Origin of the sequence: Corynebacterium stercoris (assembly GCF_024160105.1) — a bacterium.
Taxonomy (GTDB): domain Bacteria; phylum Actinomycetota; class Actinomycetes; order Mycobacteriales; family Mycobacteriaceae; genus Corynebacterium; species Corynebacterium stercoris.
This window is the reverse complement of sequence record NZ_JAMFTQ010000001.1, coordinates 173,254-194,457: the sequence shown is the minus strand read 5'-3', so window position 1 is coordinate 194,457 and position 21,204 is coordinate 173,254. Positions and strand designations below refer to the sequence as shown.

Genomic DNA, 21,204 nt, shown 5'->3' with positions numbered 1-21,204 from the left:
TTGAAAGGACTATCACCATGTCTTCGCTGGAAATCATTGGCCAGGACGATCTGTTTAGCCGGGTGCGTCCCGCCGAGGCCGTGGAGGCGTTGCTCGCCGCGCTCGCCGACGGCTTCGATCCCGCAGACGACTTGCCCCGCACCCGCTACGACGTTGCCGGGGGCGAGCTCATGCTCATGCCCGCCACCACCTCACGGTTCTTCGGGGTCAAGGTGCTCTCGCTTGCCGACGATGCCGCCGAGCGGAACATCCCCCTCATTCAGGGCTCCTACCTGTTGTTCGACGCGCAGTCAATGGCACCGGTGGCCGTCATTGACGGTGCTGCGTTGACTGCGCTGCGCACGCCGGCCGTGTCACTCGCCGGCGTGAAGCACCTGCTGATGGGCTCGAACGAGCCACTCGCAGCGGTGATCTTGGGCACCGGGCTGCAGGCGCGGCACCACGAGGCGACGTTGCGTGATGTGCTCGACGGGGTGCGCGGTGTGGAGGTGACGTACGTCGGTCGCAGCAACCCCGGAGAGCTCGGAAGCTGGGCAGAGTCTGGCAGCGAAGCGGCTGATGCCGCCCTCAAGGCCGCGGACCTGGTGATCACCGCGACGTCAGCGACAGCACCGATCGTGTCGGCGAAACAGCTGCGCGAAGACGCGATTGTGGTTGCCATGGGTGCCCACACAGCTGACACCCGCGAACTCGCAGGCGACGTGTTCGAGGGCGCGACCGTGATCGTGGAGGACATCGCCGTAGCGCTGCGCGAGGCTGGCGACGTCATCCAGGCGATCGACGAGGGATTCATCTGCCGCACGGACCTGGTGGGCCTGAAAGATGCCGTCCGCATGCAGACGGATCGCCAGGAAGCCGAGCGCACCGGCCGGGTGGTGTTCAAGACCACCGGCATGCCCTGGGAAGACGTCGTGGTGGCGGGCTCGGCGCTGGCCAAGCCCGCCACCACGTAGCGTTCGCTCGCGTACTACACGCCGCCTGCCTCCACAGGCCTATCGCCTCGTAAGAATTCCACATTTTCTGCAGTTTGGCCTGCTCCGGCGCTGGTCGCGCGATTGCTGGTGGCATTCTTACGAGCGGGCAGTGGAGCTGTCAGCGCTGTAGGGGTCAGCAGGGGCAGAGACGCGAAAACCCCAGGTCGCGGGGGTGGCGAACCTGGGGTTTTGAAGCAGAAGCTAGACAGCTATCACTTAGACGCCGTTTGCGGTGGCGTACTCGTCCGCAGTCATCAGCGGGCCGACCTCCTCGACCTCAACCTCGAACAGCCAGCCTGCGCCGAACGGGTCGTTGTTGATGGCCTCGTAAGCGCCGTCGATGTCCTCGTTCACAGCGGTCACGGTGCCGGTGACCGGGGAGTAGAGGTCTGAGACGCTCTTGGTGGACTCGATCTCGCCGCAGGTCTCGCCGGCGGTCACGGTGTCGCCCACGGCCGGGAGCTCAGCGAAGACGACCTCGCCGAGGCGGTCAGCCGCGACGTTGGTGATGCCCACGCGCACGGTGGTGCCCACCGCGGTGTCCGGGGTGGCGTTGATCCACTCGTGGTCCTCGGAGTAGTAGAAATCAGGCTGCAGTGCCATCGGTTTTACGCTTCCTTTCGGGAGTAGAACGGTGTTGCACTGATAGTAAACGGATAGCGGCGCCCGCGGATGTCAATCTCCACTTCGGTGCCGATTTCGGCGTGCGCCGGGTCGATGTGCGCCAGCGCAACCGGGTGGCCCAGGGTGGGCGACGGCTGGCCGGAGGTCACCACACCAATCTTCTCGTCGCCCAAGAAAACCTCGGCGCCCTCGCGGGCCGCGCGGCGTTCGGTGGAGGTCAGGCCCGCGATGACCACGCTCGGCTCGCGGCCCGAAAGTGCCTCCTTGCCTACGAAGGCTGCTTCCTTCTTGGCGAAGGCGCGGCTCATGCCAGCCTCCACCGGGGTGATCTCGGTGGTCAGCTCGTGGCCGTAGAGCGGCATGGAGGCCTCGAGGCGCAGGGAGTCGCGGGCGGCGAGGCCGCACGGGGTGCCGTGCGGGATGACAGCGTCCCACACCGCTTGGGCATCCTCGAACATGCAGAACAGCTCGAAGCCGTCCTCACCGGTGTAGCCGGTGCGTGCAACGAAGACCTCGATGTCCTTGTCGCCGGACTTCAAGGTGTTCCAGGCACCGGAGTAGTAGGCCAGCGGCGCGGGATCGTCGGCAAGCAGCGGCGTGAGCGCGTCGAGTGCACCCGGGCCCTGCACCGCGACGAGGGCGACGGTCTGGGAGTCGTTGCGCAGCTCGACGTCGAAGTCGCCCTTGCGGGCCTGGAAGGCCTCCCAGACAACGTCGGTGTTGGCGGCGTTGGGTACGACCATGAAGTGGTAGTCGCTGAAGCGGTAGGCGATCAGGTCGTCGAGGATGCCGCCGTTCTCGTCGACGATCATGGAGTACTTCGCCTTGCCGTTCTTCACGTTGGACAGCGAGCTGATCAGGGCGTAGTCCAAGAACGCGGCCGCGTCGGGGCCCATGACGTCGATTTCGCCCATGTGCGAGAGGTCGAACACGCCGACGGCGTTGCGCACGGCGCGGTGTTCCTCGAGCTCGGAGCCGTACTTCAGCGGCATGGTCCAGCCGCCGAAGTCGGTGAACGAGGCACCGAGCGCCTCGTGGGTGGCGTGCAGCGGGGTCTGTGGCATCGAATGTGCTCCTTTACTTGCTGTTCTCTTCGGTGACGGTGATGTCGATTTCCTCGACGACCTCGGGCTCGATGTCGAAGGCCTCCGGCGGCGGGCAGGCGCAGATGAGGTTGCGGTCGCCGTAGGCTTCGTCGATGCGGCGCACCGGCGGGAAGTACTTTCCGTGCACCAGGGAGGCGACCGGGTACGCGGCCTGCTCGCGGGTGAACTCGTACGGCCACTCGTCGCGCACCACCGAGTGGGCGGTGTACGGCGCGTTGTGGATCACGGACTTCTCGTACTCCACCTGCCCGTCCATGATCTCCTGGATCTCGGCGCGGATAGAGCGCATCGCCTCGATGAAGCGGTTGAGCTCGCCCAGGTCCTCGGACTCGGTCGGCTCGACCATGAGCGTGCCGGCGACCGGGAACGCCAGAGTGGGGGCGTGGAAACCGTAGTCCACCAGGCGCTTCGCCACGTCAGCCGCGGTGACACCGGACTGCGCGGTGATGTCGCGCAGATCCAGGATGCACTCGTGGCCGACCAGGCCGTTGTCGCCCGTGTAGAGCACCGGGAAAGCGTCGTTAAGCTCGTGCGCCACATAGTTCGCGGTGAGCACGGCGTGCGCGGTGGCGGAGCGCAAGCCCTCGGCACCGCTCATCGCGATGTATGCCCACGGAATCTGCATGACACCGGCGGAACCGTAGTACGTGCCGGCCACCGGCACGCCGTGCGCGGCGGTGTCGCCGGAGGTGTTCGGCTCGGTGTTCGGGTTCGACGGCAAGAACGGGATCAGGTGCTTGCCGACGCCGATCGGGCCCACGCCCGGGCCGCCGCCGCCGTGCGGAATGGTGAAGGTTTTGTGCAGGTTCAGGTGGCTGACATCGCCGCCGAAGTCGCCCGGGCGGGCGATGCCGGTCAGCGCGTTCATGTTCGCACCGTCGATGTACACCTGGCCGCCGACGGCGTGGATCTTCTCGCAGACCTCGCGCACCGTGTCCTCGTACACGCCGTGGGTGGACGGGTAGGTGATCATGATCGCGGCGATCTTGTCCGCATGCTTGGCAATCTTCTCGTCCAGGTCAGCCAGGTCGATAGAGCCGTCATCCGCGGTCTTGACCACCACGACGCGCAGGTTCGCCATCATCGCGGAAGCCGCGTTGGTGCCGTGCGCTGAGGCCGGGATGATGCAGATGTCGCGCGCCTCGTCGCCGCGGGAGAGGTGGTACTGGCGGATTGCCAAAAGGCCCGCGAGCTCACCGGTCGCGCCGGAGTTCGGCTGCATGCTCACAGCGTCGTAGCCCGTGATCTCCACCAGCCAGGAAGCCAGCTCCTCGATCAGCTCGCGCCAGCCGGCGGTGTACTCGTCCGGCGTGAACGGGTGCACGTTGGCGAAGCCCGGCCAGGTGATCGTCTCCACACCGGCGGTGGGGTTGAGCTTCATGGTGCAGGAGCCCAGCGGGATCATGGTGCGGTCCAGCGCCAAGTCCTTGTCGCCCAGCTTGCGGATGTAGCGCATCATCTGGGTCTCGGAGTTGACGGTGTTGAACACCTCGTGGGTGAGGTACTCGGTCTTGCGCGCCAGGCCGGCAGGGATGCGGTTCGCGCCCTCGGCCACGGCCTCGGCGACGCCGAAGCCCTCGAGCAGCGCGGCGAGGTCTTCCTCGTCGCAGTCCTCACCGAAGTTCACGGACACGGCGTCCCCGAGGTCGCGCACCAGGTATCCGGCCTGGGCGAGCTTTTCGACGGCACCTTCCGCACCCTCAACGACGACAGTGTCGAAGAACTCGGCGTGGCGCACGGTCTTGCCTGCGGCCTCCAGGCTCGCGGCGAAACGGGTGGCGTAGCTGTGGATCGTCTCCGCGATGGCCTTCAGACCGGCCGGGCCGTGGTAGACGGCGTACATGGAGGCGGTCACAGCAAGGAGCGCCTGGGCAGTACAGATGTTGGATGTGGCCTTCTCGCGGCGGATGTGCTGCTCGCGGGTCTGCAGCGCCAGGCGGTACGCCGGGTAGCCCTCGGCGTCCTTGGACACGCCCACCAGGCGGCCCGGCAGCTGGCGGCGCAGCTTGTCCTGCACGGCCATGTAGGCGGCGTGCGGGCCGCCGTAGAACAGCGGGACACCCAGGCGCTGGGTGGTGCCGATCGCAATGTCGGCGCCGAGCTCGCCCGGGGACTCGATGAGCGTCAACGCCAGGATGTCGGCATCGACGCAGACGAGGCCGCCGCGCTCGTGGATCGCCTCGATCACGCCGCGTGGATCAGCGATATCGCCTTCAGTGCCCGGGTACGCGATCACGGCGCCGACGATGTCCTCGCCGACGATGCCCTCAGTGAGGTCGAGCACCTCAACCTCGAGGTCGAATGCGCGGGCGCGTTCGGCGGCGACGTTGATCACCTGCGGGTGCAGGCGGGCGTCGAGCAGCACGCGGCGGCCCTTCTTCACCACACGCGACATCAGCGCGACAGCTTCCGCGGCAGCAGAGGCCTCGTCCAGCAGCGACGCGTTGGCGATGTCCAGGCCGGTGAGATCCTGCACCAGGGTCTGGAAGTTCAGAAGCGCCTCGAGGCGGCCCTGCGAAATCTCCGGCTGGTACGGGGTGTAGGCGGTGTACCAGCCAGCATCCTCCACCACGCCGCGGCGGATCACCGGCGGGGTGAGGGTGGAGTTGAAGCCCTGGCCGTAGAACGCCTTGAGCACCGTGTTCTTCGCGGCGAGCTCGCGCAGGCGCTCCTGTGCCTCGTACTCAGTCAGCGGCGCGGGCAGCTCGAACGGGCCGTCTTTGACAATCCCTGCGGGGATTGCGGCGTCGACGAGAGCATCGAGCGACTCATACCCGAGGGCATCCAGCATCTGCTGGTCCTCGTCCTGGGTGGGGCCGATGTGGCGGGCGATGTACTCCAAGGAGAACTCCTTACTCAGGGCGGCAAGAATAGACACGCCCAAGTATAGGAGGCCCAGCCACCCTTCCCCGCCACCCGCTAAAACTCGTCGACGGCAGCCTCACCGAACAGCCACGACACGGCGATCGCGCCGGGATCCGGGACCTCCGCGGCGGATTCGCCGATGTAGGACGCGCGACCCTTCTTGGCCTGCATGCCGCGGGTGGACTTAGCACCCTCAACCGCGGGCTCGAAGACCTCCGCGAGCACGTCCTCGACGGAGCCGGACGCGCTGTCCGCGAGTTCTTCGGCCTTGCGGGCAGCGGGTGCCAGTGCGTCGACGACGGTGTTGTCGCCCTCCTCGGCGCCGCCGAGCTCGGTGATCGCGTCCACACCAGCGCGCAGGCCCTTTGCCAGGGCGGCCGCGAACTCGCCGGCATCTGCGCTCCGGGAATCCACTTCGGCCTCGGCGAACGCCTCACCCATTTCGCGGAAGAAGGTGCCCAGCACCGCACCTGACGTGCCGCCGGCGCGCACCAGCATGCGGTGGGCGAAGAACTTCAGCAGCTCCGCGTCGGAGCCCTTCAGTGGAGTCTCGACGTCGCCGAACGCGGCCTCCATGTTGTGGCCGAAGTCGCCGTCGCCAGCCGTGCGGTCGAGCTCGGTGAGGTCATCGAACGCGCCGGTGAGCCTGTCGACGAACGCACTCAGCCACGCGTTTTCGTCCCCGTTCTCCGGCTGCTCCTTATCGTCGACGGCCTCCGCGCGCGAGAAGGCCGGGTCGGCGACAACGGCCGGCCACGCCGGGGCATCGGTGGGGGCGTCGAGGAGCTCGACCAAATCGTCGTCAAGCACTGTGAGCGTGAGCGAGACACCGGCCATGTTCAGGGAAGTCACCAGGGACCCGCGGAGGCCGCGGCGCACCGTGATGCCGCGCTCGTCGAGCTGGCGCACCGCTTCGCCGAACACCAGGTCGAGCTCGAGTTCGCTGGTGCCGCCGAGCCCGTTGACTAGCAGCACCACATCCGCGCCATCCGGGTCGGCATCTGCATCTGCCAGGGACTGGACAATCGCGTCAAGCAGTTCGGCGACAAGGTCACGGGCGCTCGGTTGGCTGTCGGATTCATCGCGGCGCTCCACGCCGGGCTCGCCGTGAATACCCACGCCGAACTCGATTTCCTGCTCTTCAAGGTCGAAGGTCTTCGTGTCGTTCGTTGGCAGGTGGCCCGGCTGGAGGGCGACGGCCATGGAGCGGGAGCGGTCCGCCGCGCGCTGGGCGATCTCCGCCACCGCGTCGAGGTCGTCGCCGCGGGCGGCGGCTGCGCCAGCGATCTTCTCCACAATGATGGTTGCGCCCGTGCCGCGGCGGCCGGGGGAATCGTCGTCGCCGATCTCGGTGGCCACGTCATCCGCGACGAGCACCTGCTTGACCTTGCACTCGACCGTGTTCGCCGCGACCGTGAAGTTCATGACGTCGCCGGTGTAGTTCTTCACCACGTGCACCACGCCGGCACCCTGATCCGCCCACTCCGTCGCGGCGGTCACCTGCACCGCGTTGGGGGAAGTGAACAGGAGGCCGGGGCAGGCGGCGTCGAGCATGCCCCGGCCCACGAATCCGGCGTGCATTGGCTCGTGGCCGGAGCCGCCGCCTGAGATGACGGCCACGCGATCCCCGTCACGCTCGGTCAGCGCAATGAAACCCTCGTCGTGCCACTCGGCGTAGGGGTGCGCGGCGACGAGGCCGCCGAGTGCCTCCGCCATGAAATCGGACTTGTCGTTACGGAACGATTTGAATGTCTTTTGCTCGGTGTCCTGTGCCATGCCTCTCCAGTGTAGGCAGTTCTCAAGACCTGGAAATGCCGAAACCCGGCCGCCGCAGGGAAGCGGGGCCGGGTAAGCAGGCAGGTCGGACGCTACAGGCCGAGGTCGCCCTCGAAGTCTGCGGTCTCGATCCGGTCCTTGATGGTGGACACGAAGCGGCCAGCGTCTGCGCCGTCGACCAGCTGGTGGTCGTAGGTGAACGGCAGGTAGCACATCTGGCGAATCGCGATGGAGTCGATGCCGTCCTCGGTGACAATCACCGGGCGCTTCTCAATCGCAGCGGTGCCCAGGATGCCGGCCTGCGGCGGGGTGAGCACCGGGGTATCCAGGAGGGCACCTTCGGAACCGATGTTGGTCACCGTGAAGGTTGCGCCGGAGAGGTCGTCCGGGCGCAGCTTCTTGTTGCGCGCGCGCTCAGCTAGGTCCGAGATCGCCTTGGCGATCTCGGCGATGTTCATCTCCTGCGCCTTCTTGATCACCGGCACCAGCAGGCCCTGCGGCGTGTCCACGGCGATGCCGATGTTCACGTCCGGGTGGTAGGTGATGGTCTTCTCGTCGGCGTTGTAGGACGCGTTGACGTTCGGGTGCAGCACCAGCGCCTCGGCAGCGGCCTTGACGAAGAACGCCAGGTAGGTGATGTTCGCGCCGTGCTTCTCGACGAATGCCGGCTTGACCTTCTTGCGCAGGTCGGCGACGCGGGTGACATCGACTTCCTGGACGTGGGTGAGCTGTGCGGTGGTCTGCAGGGACTCGACCATCTTGGCGGCGGTGATCTCGCGGATGCGGTTGACCTTCTGGGTCGTGCCGATGAGTTCCTGCTTGGCCGGGTCCACGGACTTGGTGGACCAGTTTGCGCGCTCGCCCTGCGGCGCAGCTGCCTGCTCCTTGGACTCGGCAGCCTCAGCGCCGGACTCAGCCTTCGCGCCACCCTCGGCAGCCGCGATGACGTCCTGCTTGCGAATGCGGCCGCCCACACCGGTGCCCTCGATGGAGGAGAGGTCGACGCCGTGCTTCTCAGCCAGCTTGCGCACCAGCGGGGTCACGTACGGCACCTTGTCGCCGCGGCCCTCGACCTTGGCGGAAGCGTTCGTAGCGGCCTCGGACTCGTCGTCCTTCTTTGCGTCCTGCTCGGAACGCTCGTTAGCGGCGGAACCCTTCTCAGCCTTGTCGGCCTTCTCAGCTGCCTTCGCCTCGGCACGTTCCTCTTCCTTCGCGTCGTTCTGCTCCAGCTCCTCGGAGTCGTCGGCCGGTGCTTCCTCAGCCTCCGGCTCGTCGGTGCCGTCGGAGTCGTCGGACGCGGCAGCCTCGGCATCGCCGATGATGGCGATGACATCGCCGACCTCGACGGTGTCGTCCTCCTCGGCGAGGATCTCCAGGATGGTGCCCTCGACCGGGGACGGGATCTCGGTGTCGACCTTGTCGGTGGAGACCTCGAGCAGCGGCTCGTCGACCTCGACCATGTCGCCAACAGACTTCAGCCAGGTGGTGATCGTGCCCTCGGTGACGGACTCGCCCAGCTCCGGCATCTCAACCTTGGTGGAGTTACCGGAACCCTTGAGGTTCTTGGAGGAAGACTTCTCCTCGGACTTCTTCGGAGCGTCGGCCGGGTTGTCGCCCTCGCCCTCGGCGGAGTTGGACTCCTTGACCTCTTCGTCCTCGTCGGCGACGTTGTCCTCGCCGCGGTTCTCCTCGTCGTCCTCATCGTCAGCGTCGTCGGAGCCGCCTGCAGCGGACTCGTCGCCGATGCGGGCAATCACGTCGCCCACCTCAACCGTGTCGTCCTCCTCAGCGAGGATCTCGATCAGGGTGCCGGCAACGGGGGAGGGGATTTCGGTGTCGACCTTGTCGGTGGAGACCTCGAGCAGCGGCTCGTCGACCTCGACGGTGTCGCCGACTTCCTTCAGCCAGGTGGTGATGGTGCCCTCGGTGACGGACTCGCCCAGCTCCGGCATTTCAACATCGGTCGCGGACCCGGAGGAGGAGCCCTTCGCGGACTTCTCTACATCCTTCTTGGTGTCCTCATCCGCGTCCTCGACCTTTGCCTCGGGCTTCTCAGCCTCCACGGCGTCGTCTGCCTCTTCGGCCTCATCAGCATCGTCGGAAGAGCCTGCGTCTTCGCCCTCCTCGCCGATGATGACAATCACGTCGCCCACCTCAACGGTGTCATCTTCCTCAGCCTTGATCTCGAGGATGACACCGGCAACCGGGGACGGGATCTCGGTGTCGACCTTGTCGGTAGAGACCTCGAGCAGCGGCTCGTCGACCTCAACGGTGTCGCCGACTTCCTTCAGCCACGTCGTAATCGTGCCTTCGGTTACCGACTCGCCCAGCTCGGGCATCTCTACTGAGTGCGCCATGTTTCAAGTCTCCTCATAGAAAATTGTAGGAAGGTATACGGCTTCAAAGCGTACCCGGATTCTCGCCCGCTCGTGGCCTGCGGGGGGATGCACTTTTGGGCTGCGCAAGAATCGCCGTGCCGTACACTGCCTGACGTGTTCAACCTCTTCGGTAAAGGCAAGCGAACGTCCAATTTCGCCCCGCCCCGCGCACCTGGCGAGACGATCCGGGATGAGGACGCCGCGTACCTGCGCCAGTGGGTGCAGGGCCGGGCGTTCGTGGAGGGATTCGTCGAGCCGGAGACGCTGGTCAACGAAATGTCTGTCGTCCTCGTCGACGAGGCGGGCAACTACACCCGCCGCCGCATCGGCGGGCCGAAGGGCATCGACGCGGTAGGGAAGCTGTTGGGCATTCCGCTTTTCGACGTCGAGGACACCGGCTACCCCGACCGCATGCGCAAAAAGATTGAGCAGGAGCGCATCCTGCGCAAACGGGCCGAGCAAAGGGAACGCCGCGCCAAGTTCGAGCGCGGCGAGAACCCTTACGAATAGCCGGCTAGGCCGTCTCCACTGCTGCTTCCGCAGCGTCCTGGTCCACGTCGAGCCCGCAGTCGATCTGCAGGAGCGTTTCGACGATCGTCCTAACCGGCGCACCCGTTGCACGCTTCGGGGTGTAGCCGTAGGCGGATCCGCCGTTCCAAGCCGGGCCCGCAATGTCCAGGTGCACCCACTCGGTGGCATCCGGCACGAACTTCGACAGGTAGAGGCCCGCGAAGCAGGTGCCGCCCGTGCGGGCGTTGTGCACGTTGCGGATGTCCGCCACCGGGGACTTCAGCTGCTCTTCCTGCTCCTCCAGCAACGGCAGCGGCCAGGCCGGCTCGCCGACAAGCTGGCCGATCTCGGCGACGGTGTCGCGGAACTCATCCGAGCCGAGTACTGCAGTGGTGCGGGTGCCCAGCGCAACGAGCTGCGCACCGGTCAGGGTGGCCGCCTCAATCAGGTAGTCCGGGTTGGACTCGCAGGCTTTGGCAATGGCGTCGGCAAGCACCAGGCGCCCCTCGGCGTCGGTGTTGAGGATTTCGGACGTGGTGCCGCCGTAGTGCGTAATCACGTCGCCGGGGCGGGTCGCGCTTCCCGACGGCATGTTTTCCGCCAGTGGCAGCCAGGCGTCCACGCGGATGTCCACACCAATGCGTGCGGCTGCGACGATCGCGGCGAACTGGGCCGCAGAGCCGCCCATGTCTGAAATCATGTCCTCCATGTTCGCGGCCGGCTTCAGCGAGATGCCGCCGGTGTCGAAGGTGATGCCCTTGCCCACGAGGGCGACGGACGTCGTCGCGCCCTCAGGGTTCCAGGTGAGGTGGACCAGGCGCGGCGGGCGCTGGGAGCCGCCGCCGACAGCGAGGATGCCGCCGAAGCCCTGCTCGCGCAGCGCCTCCTCGTCGAGCACCTCGACTGCGAGATCAGCCTGCTCGGCCACCTCGCGGATGATCCGGGCGTAGGAATCCGGGTACAGGAAGTTGGCCGGGGTGTTCACCAAGTCGCGGGCGAGGTTCACGGACTCGGCGATGGTCTCGTAGAACGCCGCCTCGTCGCGCAGATCCTCGGCGTCTTCATCCTTGCGGTTGCCGGTGACAAGCGTGACCGTGGTCTCCTTGTCGTTTGCCTCCTCGGTTTCCTCGTCTCCGGACTTGGATTTGAGGCCGGAGTAGGCGTAACCGCCCAGGATCAGGCCCTCGACAACCGGGCCGACACCGAACTCGGCGGAGACCGCCACGCGGTCGACGCCCGTCAGAGAGCGGGCACCGGCACCGTACGCGCGGCGCACTGCCTCATCGTCGATCTCATCGGCGTCGCCGAGGCCGACAGCGATGTACAACGTGCCGTCGTGAAACACGCGCACCGTCTCCCCAGCCTTGCCAGTGGCGCCGACGGTGGTGAGAGTGTCGAGCAAACCCTCGGCAGCGAATGCGGTGACCGGCAACTCGAGGCCATCCGCACCCTTGGCGACGGCGACCATGCGGGCCGCCCCCTCGGGAGCCTGGTCGGCGATGTCCAAGGACACAGTCGTTCCGCGGGAGGGCAGGGAGATATCAAACGCCATAATCGTGGCAAACCTTTCCGAATCGACGGCAGATACTGCCTCCCGAGGGTACCCGCGACCGAATATGCCCAGAGGTAAGGTTGAGACATGACAGCCATCGAGTTCACCACCACGAAGAGCGACAACCTCCTCAGCGACAACGAGCGCGGCGCGATTCTCTCCAGCCCCGCATTCGGGCAGAAGTTCACCGACCACATGGTCTCCATTGATTGGACCGAGGACGAGGGCTGGCACAACGCCCAGGTGCGCCCGTACGGGCCGATCGAGCTCGACCCGTCCACGAACGTGCTGCACTACGGCCAGGCGATCTTCGAGGGCTTGAAGGCGTACCGCCACACCGACGGCACGATTACCACCTTCCGCCCGGAGGAGAACGCCGCTCGCTTCCAGCATTCCGCACGCCGCATCGCGATGCCGGAGCTTCCGGAAGAGCTTTTCATCGAGTCCATCAAGCAGCTGGTCACCATCGACCAGGACTGGGTGCCGGAAGCCGGCGGCGAGGCGAGCCTCTACCTGCGCCCGTTCATGATCGGCACCGAGGAGACGCTGGGTGTCAAGCCCTCGCACTCCTACACCTACTACGTCATCGCTTCCCCGGCGGGTGCCTACTTCAAGGGCGGCATCAAGCCGGTCAGCGTGTGGATCTCCGAGGAGTACGTCCGTGCCGCGCCGGGCGGCACCGGCGACGCCAAGTTTGGCGGCAACTACGCCGCGTCGCTGCTCGCGCAAGCGCAGGCGGAGGAGAAGGGCTGCGACCAGGTGGTGTGGCTCGATGCCATCGAGCGCAAGTACATCGAGGAGATGGGCGGCATGAACCTCATGTTCGTGGAAGGTGAGGGCAAGGACGCAAAGGTGATCACGCCGGCGTTGTCCGGCTCGCTGCTGGCCGGCATCACCCGCAAGTCCATCCTGCAGGTGGCGGAGGACTTAGGCTACGCCACGGAGGAGCGCCGCATCACTGTCGACGAATGGCGGGACGGCGTCGCCTCCGGGAAGATCACCGAGACGCTCGCGTGCGGCACTGCGGCGGTGATCACCCCGGTCGGTCGCGTCCTCTCCGCACACGGCGAGTTCGTGATCAACAACAACGAAGCGGGCCCGATCACCATGGAGCTGCGCGAGCACCTGCGCGCTATCCAGAACGGCACCGAGGAAGACCGCCACGGCTGGAACCACCGGCTGGTCTAAGCCGGCAGAGCAGCGTTACGCGGAGCGGCCGCCCAGCTGGTCCGCGACGAGCTCGGCTGCCAAGTTAATGGTCGGCAAGGCGGCGAGCGCACCGGCCCCCTGCCCTGTAACCATGTCCAGCGCCAGCACCGGGGTGAGGTCGAGCGCCTGTACACAGATCAGGTGCGCCGGCTCGGGGGAGAGCTGGCCGGCGATCAGCCACCGCTTGGTGCCCGGGGCAAGCCGCTCGGCGATGTAGGCGGCGAGGGCTGGGTATGCGCCGTCGATAAGCACTGGTGTCCTGCGCACTGCGGATTGCGCGACGAGGCCGACGAGGCACGCGAAGTCGGGACCGGAAATCTCGGTGAGCACGTGCTCGATATCGTCGCGGCGGTCGCGGACACGGAACATTGCATCGCGCACCGCGGCGACTTTCACCTTCCACACATCGTCGTTGATGCCGGAACCGCGGCCGATCGCCTTCACGGGCTCGGTGCGGGTGCACACGCCGAAGACGGCGGCAGCCACGGTAGTATTGCCCACGCCGATATCGCCGGGCACGACAAGATCGGTGCCCGCGTCAATTTCCTGATCAGCGATTGAGACACCGAGCGCAACGGCCTCCGCGAACGCCTCTGCGCTCATGGCAGGCTCAACATCGATGGCGCCGGTGGGGGTGGGCAGAAAATCCTCGACAAGCCGCACACTTGCCCCCGCGAGGCGGGCAGCCGCGTTGACGGGCCCGCCCCCAGCGGCGATGGCGGCGCACTGCGCCTCGGCTGCATCCGCCGACCACGCCGAAACACCCCGCGTGGCAATGCCATGGTTACCTGCTACAACGACAGCCCGTGGACGGGTGAACGGCTGCGGCAAGGCCTCGCCCTGCACCGCTGCGACCCATGCGCCGATCGCCCCGAGGCGGCCGAGGGAACGCCCGGCAACCGAACGCTGCAACGTGGCGAGCGCTGCCCGCGAGAGCGTGCCGTCAGGCGAATCGACGGCGGGAAACTGCAGAGACACGGTGTGTCCTTAGATCTTGGTACCGACCGGAACCTGCGGCTTGGGGGAACGCCACTGGCGCGGCTGCGATGCACGAGAGAACGCGTACATGCCGAGGCCGAAACCGGTGTCGGTGGTCTCGGGGAACTTCGCCTTGACCGCGTTGTTGGCGCGGATGCCGATGAAAACGGCCTCAATGAAGATAGTGAGCATGAACACCAGCGTCACCATCGACAGCACAGAGGCTACCTGCGGTAGCCAGGTGCCGATGAGCAGGATGAACAGCAGCACAAGCGCCAGCGGCATGACGTAGTTGTTGAAGAAGCGGCGGGCATCAACCCAGTCGCGCACGTACTTGCGCACCTCGCCCTTATCGCGATCCATGAGGTAGCGCTCGTCGCCCGCGTCAATCTTCGCCTGCAACTCGCGGCTGGCAGCGCGATTCTGCTCCCGCTGCTCCTTCTTGTACGCCTTCCACTCCTCCTTGGACATGGACTTTTTCAGTTCCTTGTTGCGCTGCCCCTGCTGCGCCGGTGTGAGTGCATTCGGGTCGCGGACCACGCCGCGCTTTACCTCCTGGTCGTGGCGCTTCGGGGTGGGGCGGCCCTTGGGCGGGGTGTAGCCCTTCGGAAGCTTCGGCGCGGCCTGCGCAGCGTCGCCTGCAGCTGCGGCATCGGTGTTGGTCTCAGGCAGCTCGACCTTTGTCGACCCACCGGTGGTCTGCTCGGATTTCTGCCAAGGGAGTTTCACGCCCTCTAGGCTACAAGCCCGCCTAGCGCGGGGAATAGCCGGTGCGTGGAATATCAGGCACCGGCGTGTGGTTGCACTGCCTAGTTGGAGTACCCTGGGGCCACGCTCCAGAACTAGCTAAGGAGAACCTAATGTCTGCACCCACCTCCACCACCGGCGTGAACCTGACTGAGGCCGCCGCCGCGAAGGCAAAGGCCCTGCTGGATCAGGAAGGCCGCAACGACCTGTCCCTCCGCATCGCTGTGCAGCCCGGCGGCTGCGCTGGCCTGCGTTACCAGCTCTACTTCGATGATCGCGACCTGGACGGCGACAAGGCCGATGAGGTTGGCGGCGTGCGCCTCGTCGTGGACAAGATGAGCGTGCCGTACCTCACCGGCGCCACCATCGATTTCGCCGACACGATCGAGCAGCAGGGCTTCACCATCGACAACCCCAACGCCGGCGGCGCCTGCGCCTGCGGCGACTCCTTCAACTAAGGAGCGTTTGCTTGCCGACGGCTGCTTAGCTGCACCCGTACTCGGCTCGCAGCCAGTCTTTGGCGGCGGGCACCGTCCCGCTTAAGCGGACATCGGTATCCGGCGGCACCGGATCCTCGCCGAAGACCTCTCCGGTACGAGCTTTATCCCAGGCTTGCGTGATTAAGAGGGCGCTGCCGTCCGGAAAATCGAATACGGAATTGGACGATGCGTAGCCGGCGGTGGGGGAGCCGAAGCTGCGTGAACGGTCCAAGCCGCGGAAGGCGAGCATCACTGCTTCCCCGGATGATGCCGTGTGGTCGTCAACCAGCACCGCTAGCGGCACCTCCCACTTGCCCACGGGCTGGCTTAGGGCAGTGCCGGCCGGGGTGACCGAATTTCCGTCGATCTCAATCGGCATTTCTCCTGCCTGAAATTGGAAGAAGAAGGCCGGGCCGTCCGGCAGGAGCGGCGATACGCCCGCAAGCATGGGATACATGTTGCCGCCGGTATTGCCCCGCAGGTCCACGATGGCCCCGCACGCGCCACCGTCGCGCGCCCGCGTCAGCCCTTCGCCGAGGGTATCGGCGTAGCGCTGACCGTCTTCGTGGCGCGAAATCTCCGGAACAGCGGCAAATGCCACGTTCCCGTCCATTTCGACGCCCGCAAAACGGGTGGAGTCCGTGCCCTCGCTTCCCGCCGTTTCATCGCCCGCGCGCAGCAGCGCGGAATGTTTACCTCCTGCGGCTGCCACTGCGGCATCGAGCAGGGGGTAGAGCTCCTCGCGGCTCGAAGCTGTCCGTGCCGCATCCAGCGCTGCCTCCCTTGCTTCGACATATTCTGGGGAGCCCGCATAGACGCCCAGATCGGTGAGCTGGAGGACGGTCTCGGTGTAGCGCTTGGGGGTATCGGTGCCCAGGAATCGCGCTTGGCCGGTCAGCTTCGCGCTCAGTACCGGGCCGTAAACGTAGAGACCCGCTCCGGCGAGCACGAGCAAGACAAGCGCAACCGCGCCGAGGGCGCGCCGGAGCTTACGAGCATTTCCCATTAGAGCTTGACCGGGTAGTCCTTGTGCTCGATCTGCGGGTCGATGCGCTCCTCGACGAAGATGCCGTGCCACACCATGAAGGCCAGCACCGTCCACAGGCGGCGGGAGTGGTCGGAGACGCCGTCGCGGTGCTCTTTGAGCATCTCCAAAACCTCGCGCTTGTTGAAGATGTCGTCAGTAAGCGATTGCTCGATGGTGTCCTGCGCCCAGCTGTAGAGCTCATCACCGGCGAGCCAATGGCGCATCGGCACCGGAAAGCCGAGCTTCTTGCGGTGCAGCACGTGGCCCGGAACGATCTGCTCCATCGCCTTGCGCAGTGCGTATTTGGTGGTGCCGTGGGCGATCTTCTGGTCGTAGGGGACCGTCTGGGCGACCTCGAACACTTCCTTGTCCAGGAACGGCACGCGCAACTCCAGCGAGTTGGCCATGTTCATCTTGTCGGCCTTGACCAAGATGTCGCCGCGCATCCAAGTGAACAGATCGAGGTTCTGCATGCGCGCGACTGGATCCATCTCGGTGGAGGCGGCGTAGATCGGGGCAGTGACCTCGCGGTGATCCCACTCCGGCTTCGCCCACGGCAGTACGCGCTGGAGCTGGGCAAAGTTGAAGGAGCGAGCATTGCCGTAGTAGCGGTCCTCGATCGGCGTGGTGCCACGCTCGAGGAGGCTCTTGCCCTTCACGCCGTCGGGAAGCACCTTGCTTAAGCGGTTCAGCCCGCGGTTGAGGGCGCTCGGCAGCTTCTCAAACGGCGCGAGCGACAGCGGCTCCTTGTAAATGGTGTAGCCGCCGAAGAGTTCGTCCGCGCCCTCGCCGGAAAGCACCACCTTCACGTGCTTGCGCGCTTCCTGGGCAACAAAGAAGAGCGGCACGAGCGACGGGTCCGCCACCGGATCGTCGAGGAACCACATGATCTTCGGGATAGCGTCGGCGTATTCCTCGGGGGACACAATCTTCACGATGTGCTCCACACCGATTGCCGCCGCCGACTCCGCGGCGACGTCGACCTCGGAGTAGCCCTCGCGCTCGAAGCCCGTGGTGAAGGTCAGCAGGTTTGGGTTGTGGCGCTTCGCCAGCGCAGCGATTGCGGTGGAGTCGATGCCGCCGGACAGGAAGGAACCGACAGTGACATCGGCACGCATGTGCTTCTCGACGGAATCCTCCAACGCCCGCGCAATACGGTCGTACAGGTCCTGCTCTTTACCCTTGGGCACCGGCTGGGATGCAAACGAGGGCTTGAAGTAGCGCTCGGACACGACCTCGCCGCTGGGCTTGAGCGTCACGGTGCAACCGGACTCGACGCGGCGGATCTGCTCGTGCAAGCTCTCCGGTTCAGGAACATACTGCAGGTCAACGTAGTGCTCGATAGCGCGGCGATCGAGCTCGAGGCCCAAACCGAGCTCCTCCGCCATCTCCAAGATGGACTTCTTCTCGGAGGCAAACACGGTGCCGCGGCCAGTGGTGGCATAGTAGAGCGGCTTGATGCCGAACTGGTCGCGTGCCGCGAACATCGTGTTCTCCTGGGTATCCCAGATGACGAACGCGAACATGCCGCGCAGGTGGTTGACCACGTCGGCGCCCCAGTGGTGGTAGCCCACCACAATCGGCTCACCATCGCCGGACGTGTTGAAGGTGTAGCCCGCGGCAGAGAGCTCCTCGCGCAGCTCGAGGTAGTTGTAGATCTCCCCGTTGAATGTCATCGCGTAACGCTCGGGGGCGTCTTCCGGGCCCCAGCGCAGCGGCTGGTGGGAGTGCTCGATGTCAATGATGGCGAGGCGGTTGAAACCGAACACCGCGTGCTCGTCGTGCCACGTGCCGGCGGCATCCGGGCCCCGGTGGTACATGCACTGCAAAGCGCGATCGACTGCGTCCACGTAGTTGCCGGCGTTGCCGTCGGCGGACAGCATTGCAAGAAGGCCACACATCGTTGTTCCACAAACCTCTCTGAGCGTGAAGCGTCCTTATTAATACAGAGCGGAAAAAGTAGGCTGCCCCGGCGAGGGCGCCGCGCGTATTGGTACGGACTCGGTATCCCTCCACAATAGAGACCGCGAAGGCAGTGGCACGAACCGGACGCACCTGCGCGCCGCGCCCCGAGCGTCCACCTTTTGCCGTGCCCCAATCGGGGGCCAACTTTCGGTGTAACTTCTTTGCCCCCGCACGGGTAGAGAGCCCCCATGCGGCGCGGGTCGCGGACTTCGCGCAGCTTCGGGGCCTGTGCGGAGCCATTTCAGCACCAACCGCGGGGGAGCGGGAGTGGCGCGACGAGGCCCACAGCCGGAATTCCAACGAAGAAATGCTGATCAACTATTCTGTCTGGGTAGGAATGTTCTGGCATTTTCATGAACGTTCGTGGTTATCAGTGTGGACAGGAAGGCAGACACACGTGGAAAAGCAAAAGAACCGCAGCTTTGCCAAGAAGGCTGGCGTCGCGGGTTCGCTCCTGCTGGGTGGCTTCACCCTGGCCGGTTGTGAGGTAGCGCCGCCGGCTGCGATCGCTAACGTGCTCGACATGGGTTGGCCTGACCCGGTCACCCCCGAGGGTGCTCAGATGTACAACTTCTGGGTGTGGACCTGGGTTGCGGCCTGGATCATCGGCATCATCATGTGGGGCCTGTTCCTCGTCGCCATCTTCGCTTGGGGCAACAAGAAGCGCGAGAAGCAGGGTGCCGCAGAGTTCCCGAAGCAGCTGCAGTACAACGTGCCGCTGGAGCTCGTCCTCACCCTTGTGCCGATCGTCATCGTCATGGTCCTGTTCTTCTTCACGGTCCAGGCGCAGACCCGCACCACGGCGCTGAACAAGGATCCGGAGGTTACCGTCGATGTGACCGCGTACCAGTGGAACTGGAAGTTCGGCTACGCCAAGATCGGCGGCGAGTTCACGGAGAACGGCCAGGAGTACGACGGTCTGGACGCAGAGCGCCAGGCACTTGCCGATGCCACCAAGCACGATCCGGAGGACATGCACAACGCGAACCCGATCCACGGCGCTTCCGAGGGTGACCTCTCCTACCTGAACTTCAACGAGATCGAGACCGTCGGTACGACCGAGGAGGTCCCGGTGCTGGTGCTCCCGACGGACACCGCCATCGAGTTCCGCCTCGCTTCGGGCGACGTGAACCACGCGTTCTGGGTTCCGGAGTTCCTGTTCAAGCGCGACGTTTACGCTCACCCGGAGAATAACCAGCAGCAGCGCGCGTTCCAGATCGAGCGCATCGAGAAGACCGGCGCCTTCGTCGGCCGCTGTGCCGAGATGTGCGGTACCTACCACTCGATGATGAACTTCGAGGTTCGCGCCGTGACCCCAGATCAGTTCCGCGACTACGTTGCCTTCCGCACCGCCAACCCGGCCGCCCCGAACTCCGAGGCGCTGAAGGCGATTGGTGAGGCACCGTACGCAACCTCCACCCGCCCGTTCGTGACCGACCGCACCGGTTCCCGCGACGGCGTCAACTCCACCGACCCGAACGCTAACGTCTAAGGAAAGAGGACAGAACAATGGGAACTGGCGCAAGAGTCTTCTACGCAATCGGCACCTTCCTCGCCCTGATGGCCGTCTTCTACATCATCGCCACCTCCTGGGTTGGTGAGGATGCGTGGCTGTTCGGCCTCGAGTGGATCGGCGCTGTGGCACTGGTGCTCGCCACCGCAATGTCCTTCATGCTCGGTGTCTACCTCGACTTCACCGAGCGCCGCATGGATGTCGTCCCGGAGGACTGGGAAGAGGCAGAGATCGAGGACGGCGCTGGCGTGCTCGGCTTCTTCTCCCCGCACTCCATCTGGCCGTTCGCAATGGCCGGTGCCGTGTTGTTCCTCGGCCTCGGCATCGCCTTCTACCAGCTGTGGCTGGTGGCCTTCGGCGCAGTGTTCCTGGTCTGGACCACCACTCAGCTGAACCTGCAGTACGGCATCCCGCGCGAGAAGCACTAAACACTTCGGCATCCGCACGCCTTCGCGGACGCTTGCTCCCCACCCTGAACAGGTGGGGAGCTTTTTCGTCCCCGTGGAGGCCGGTCTAGGTGGGTGATGGGTGAGGGGGTCAACCGAAAGTTGGTGGTTTCCCGGGGGATCTCCGGCTCCACGCTGTGATGTCGGACACAAGTGGGAACTTTGCTTGCCGACGACGGGAGTAAACAAGCTTCCCGGAGGGAGGGGAGCGGTGCGGGCCTGAGACGGATGCCGCGAATGGGTGAACTCTGACCTGCGATGATGCTCGTCGGATTAACGCCCTAGATAGTTCCCGATGCCGCAAGAAATTTTTCGTTACCAGATAAGTGCCGAAAAAAGAGCTGGTGGTGGCCCTGTACACAGAAAATTTTCGGGGGTAATCGAGGTGACTTTAGGGTGCGGACGGGGGATAATCACATCCGTGACGACCGCAATTTCTAACCAAGGTATGGCGACTCCGCAGGATCGCGTATCGGTGCTGAACCGACCAAACATCGTCAGCGTCGGTACGATCGCGTTCCTTGCCCAGGAGTTGATGTTCTTCGCCGGCTTGTTCGCGATGTACTTCACGTCGCGCGCAAACGGCCTGGCCGCAGGTGACTGGGACAACCAGACCGCACACCTGAACGTGATGTTCGGCCTGATCATCACGATCGTGCTGCTTTCTTCGTCCGTAACGTCGCAGCTCGGCGTGTTCGCTGCTGAGAGGGGTGACGTCTACGGTCTGCGCAAGTGGTTCGGTGTCACCATCGCTCTCGGCGTGATCTTCCTCGGCCTCGTTGCTTTCGAGTGGGCGGAGATGATCTCGGCCGGTGTGACGATCCAGTCCTCCGTGTACGGCTCGGTGTTCTACATCATCACCGGCTTCCACATGGCGCACGTGACCGCGGGCATCCTCGCGTTCATCGTCGTCATGCTGCGCGTGGCCAAGTCGAAGTTCACCCCGGCTCAGGCAACCGCGGCGATGGCAACGTCGTACTACTGGCACTTTGTTGACGTCATCTGGGTCGGCGTGTTCATCACGCTGTACATCGTCCAGTAGACGCCGCTGAAAG

Annotated in this window: 17 protein-coding genes; 7 read left to right on the top strand and 10 right to left on the bottom strand. The window is 65.3% G+C overall.

Going from position 1 to position 21,204, the window contains the following annotated elements; translation table 11 throughout:
* The first annotated feature begins 17 nt into the window (after nt 1-17).
* Nucleotides 18-953, top strand: coding sequence for an ornithine cyclodeaminase family protein (locus tag M5J20_RS00890; RefSeq protein WP_253575462.1), 936 nt, complete (start codon nt 18-20; stop codon nt 951-953).
* A 237-nt stretch (nt 954-1,190) separates the two neighbouring features.
* On the opposite strand, the gene gcvH is transcribed toward M5J20_RS00890, so the two are convergent.
* The 5 genes from gcvH to sucB form a co-directional block, all read right to left on the bottom strand.
* The gene (gcvH, locus tag M5J20_RS00885; protein WP_253575460.1) at nt 1,191-1,577 is read right to left on the bottom strand and encodes a glycine cleavage system protein GcvH; all 387 of its coding nucleotides are present in this window, start codon (nt 1,575-1,577) and stop codon (nt 1,191-1,193) included.
* A 5-nt stretch (nt 1,578-1,582) separates the two neighbouring features.
* Nucleotides 1,583-2,662 (bottom strand): glycine cleavage system aminomethyltransferase GcvT, encoded by a 1,080-nt coding sequence (gcvT, locus tag M5J20_RS00880; RefSeq protein WP_253575458.1) that lies wholly within the window; start codon nt 2,660-2,662, stop codon nt 1,583-1,585.
* 13 nt (nt 2,663-2,675) lie between these two features.
* The gene (gcvP, locus tag M5J20_RS00875) at nt 2,676-5,546 is read right to left on the bottom strand and encodes an aminomethyl-transferring glycine dehydrogenase (protein ID WP_253575859.1); all 2,871 of its coding nucleotides are present in this window, start codon (nt 5,544-5,546) and stop codon (nt 2,676-2,678) included.
* Nucleotides 5,547-5,623: 77 nt separating this feature from the next.
* The gene (locus tag M5J20_RS00870; protein ID WP_253575457.1) at nt 5,624-7,345 is read right to left on the bottom strand and encodes a dihydroxyacetone kinase family protein; all 1,722 of its coding nucleotides are present in this window, start codon (nt 7,343-7,345) and stop codon (nt 5,624-5,626) included.
* Between the two features lie 92 nt (nt 7,346-7,437).
* A complete protein-coding gene (gene sucB, locus M5J20_RS00865; RefSeq protein ID WP_253575455.1) occupies nt 7,438-9,702 on the bottom strand; it encodes a 2-oxoglutarate dehydrogenase, E2 component, dihydrolipoamide succinyltransferase in 2,265 nt (754 codons plus the stop codon).
* Between the two features lie 135 nt (nt 9,703-9,837).
* Here sucB and M5J20_RS00860 point away from each other — a divergent pair, with 135 nt between their 5' ends.
* Entirely contained in the window at nt 9,838-10,233 is a 396-nt protein-coding gene (locus tag M5J20_RS00860) for an oxidoreductase (RefSeq protein ID WP_253575453.1), read from the top strand.
* 4 nt (nt 10,234-10,237) lie between these two features.
* Here M5J20_RS00860 and M5J20_RS00855 read toward each other — a convergent pair whose 3' ends face one another.
* On the bottom strand, nt 10,238-11,785 hold the full coding sequence (locus tag M5J20_RS00855; RefSeq protein ID WP_253575451.1) for a leucyl aminopeptidase: 1,548 nt from the start codon (nt 11,783-11,785) through the stop codon (nt 10,238-10,240).
* 87 nt (nt 11,786-11,872) lie between these two features.
* Between M5J20_RS00855 and M5J20_RS00850 the strand changes: the two genes are divergently transcribed.
* Nucleotides 11,873-12,973, top strand: coding sequence for a branched-chain amino acid aminotransferase (locus M5J20_RS00850; RefSeq protein WP_253575450.1), 1,101 nt, complete (start codon nt 11,873-11,875; stop codon nt 12,971-12,973).
* Between the two features lie 15 nt (nt 12,974-12,988).
* Here M5J20_RS00850 and M5J20_RS00845 read toward each other — a convergent pair whose 3' ends face one another.
* Both M5J20_RS00845 and M5J20_RS00840 read right to left on the bottom strand, forming a co-directional pair.
* The gene (locus M5J20_RS00845; RefSeq protein ID WP_253575449.1) at nt 12,989-13,972 is read right to left on the bottom strand and encodes a nicotinate-nucleotide--dimethylbenzimidazole phosphoribosyltransferase; all 984 of its coding nucleotides are present in this window, start codon (nt 13,970-13,972) and stop codon (nt 12,989-12,991) included.
* A gap of 9 nt (nt 13,973-13,981) precedes the next feature.
* A complete protein-coding gene (locus M5J20_RS00840) occupies nt 13,982-14,701 on the bottom strand; it encodes a DUF3043 domain-containing protein (protein WP_253575448.1) in 720 nt (239 codons plus the stop codon).
* A gap of 131 nt (nt 14,702-14,832) precedes the next feature.
* Here M5J20_RS00840 and M5J20_RS00835 point away from each other — a divergent pair, with 131 nt between their 5' ends.
* Nucleotides 14,833-15,177: a HesB/IscA family protein gene (locus tag M5J20_RS00835; protein ID WP_253575446.1), complete on the top strand. Its 345-nt coding sequence runs from the start codon at nt 14,833-14,835 to the stop codon at nt 15,175-15,177.
* A gap of 25 nt (nt 15,178-15,202) precedes the next feature.
* Here the strand turns inward: M5J20_RS00835 and M5J20_RS00830 are convergent, their stop codons facing one another.
* Both M5J20_RS00830 and asnB read right to left on the bottom strand, forming a co-directional pair.
* The gene (locus M5J20_RS00830) at nt 15,203-16,204 is read right to left on the bottom strand and encodes a S41 family peptidase (protein ID WP_253575445.1); all 1,002 of its coding nucleotides are present in this window, start codon (nt 16,202-16,204) and stop codon (nt 15,203-15,205) included.
* Nucleotides 16,204-18,126, bottom strand: a complete 1,923-nt coding sequence (gene asnB / locus M5J20_RS00825; protein ID WP_253575444.1) for an asparagine synthase (glutamine-hydrolyzing) — start codon at nt 18,124-18,126, stop codon at nt 16,204-16,206. Before asnB ends, M5J20_RS00830 begins: the two co-directional genes overlap by 1 nt.
* A 461-nt stretch (nt 18,127-18,587) precedes the next feature.
* Between asnB and ctaC the strand changes: the two genes are divergently transcribed.
* From ctaC to ctaE, 3 genes are all read left to right on the top strand, one after another.
* A complete protein-coding gene (ctaC, locus tag M5J20_RS00820; RefSeq protein ID WP_253575442.1) occupies nt 18,588-19,682 on the top strand; it encodes an aa3-type cytochrome oxidase subunit II in 1,095 nt (364 codons plus the stop codon).
* A 17-nt stretch (nt 19,683-19,699) separates the two neighbouring features.
* A complete protein-coding gene (ctaF, locus tag M5J20_RS00815) occupies nt 19,700-20,131 on the top strand; it encodes an aa3-type cytochrome oxidase subunit IV (RefSeq protein ID WP_253575441.1) in 432 nt (143 codons plus the stop codon).
* Nucleotides 20,132-20,570: 439 nt separating this feature from the next.
* On the top strand, nt 20,571-21,191 hold the full coding sequence (gene ctaE / locus M5J20_RS00810; RefSeq protein WP_253575440.1) for an aa3-type cytochrome oxidase subunit III: 621 nt from the start codon (nt 20,571-20,573) through the stop codon (nt 21,189-21,191).
* The last annotated feature ends 13 nt before the right edge of the window (nt 21,192-21,204 follow it).

What these genes read in the sequence shown, in the direction of transcription:
- M5J20_RS00850 (WP_253575450.1), top strand. Translation starts at nt 11,873, where the DNA reads ATGACAGCCATCGAGTTCACCACCACGAAGAGCGACAACCTCCTCAGC.
- ctaF (WP_253575441.1), top strand. Translation starts at nt 19,700, where the DNA reads ATGGGAACTGGCGCAAGAGTCTTCTACGCAATCGGCACCTTCCTCGCC.
- M5J20_RS00855 (WP_253575451.1), bottom strand. Translation starts at nt 11,785, where the DNA reads ATGGCGTTTGATATCTCCCTGCCCTCCCGCGGAACGACTGTGTCCTTG.
- gcvH (WP_253575460.1), bottom strand. Translation starts at nt 1,577, where the DNA reads ATGGCACTGCAGCCTGATTTCTACTACTCCGAGGACCACGAGTGGATC.
- sucB (WP_253575455.1), bottom strand. Translation starts at nt 9,702, where the DNA reads ATGGCGCACTCAGTAGAGATGCCCGAGCTGGGCGAGTCGGTAACCGAA.
- M5J20_RS00830 (WP_253575445.1), bottom strand. Translation starts at nt 16,204, where the DNA reads ATGGGAAATGCTCGTAAGCTCCGGCGCGCCCTCGGCGCGGTTGCGCTT.
- M5J20_RS00870 (WP_253575457.1), bottom strand. Translation starts at nt 7,345, where the DNA reads ATGGCACAGGACACCGAGCAAAAGACATTCAAATCGTTCCGTAACGAC.
- gcvT (WP_253575458.1), bottom strand. Translation starts at nt 2,662, where the DNA reads ATGCCACAGACCCCGCTGCACGCCACCCACGAGGCGCTCGGTGCCTCG.
- M5J20_RS00835 (WP_253575446.1), top strand. Translation starts at nt 14,833, where the DNA reads ATGTCTGCACCCACCTCCACCACCGGCGTGAACCTGACTGAGGCCGCC.
- asnB (WP_253575444.1), bottom strand. Translation starts at nt 18,126, where the DNA reads ATGTGTGGCCTTCTTGCAATGCTGTCCGCCGACGGCAACGCCGGCAAC.
- M5J20_RS00890 (WP_253575462.1), top strand. Translation starts at nt 18, where the DNA reads ATGTCTTCGCTGGAAATCATTGGCCAGGACGATCTGTTTAGCCGGGTG.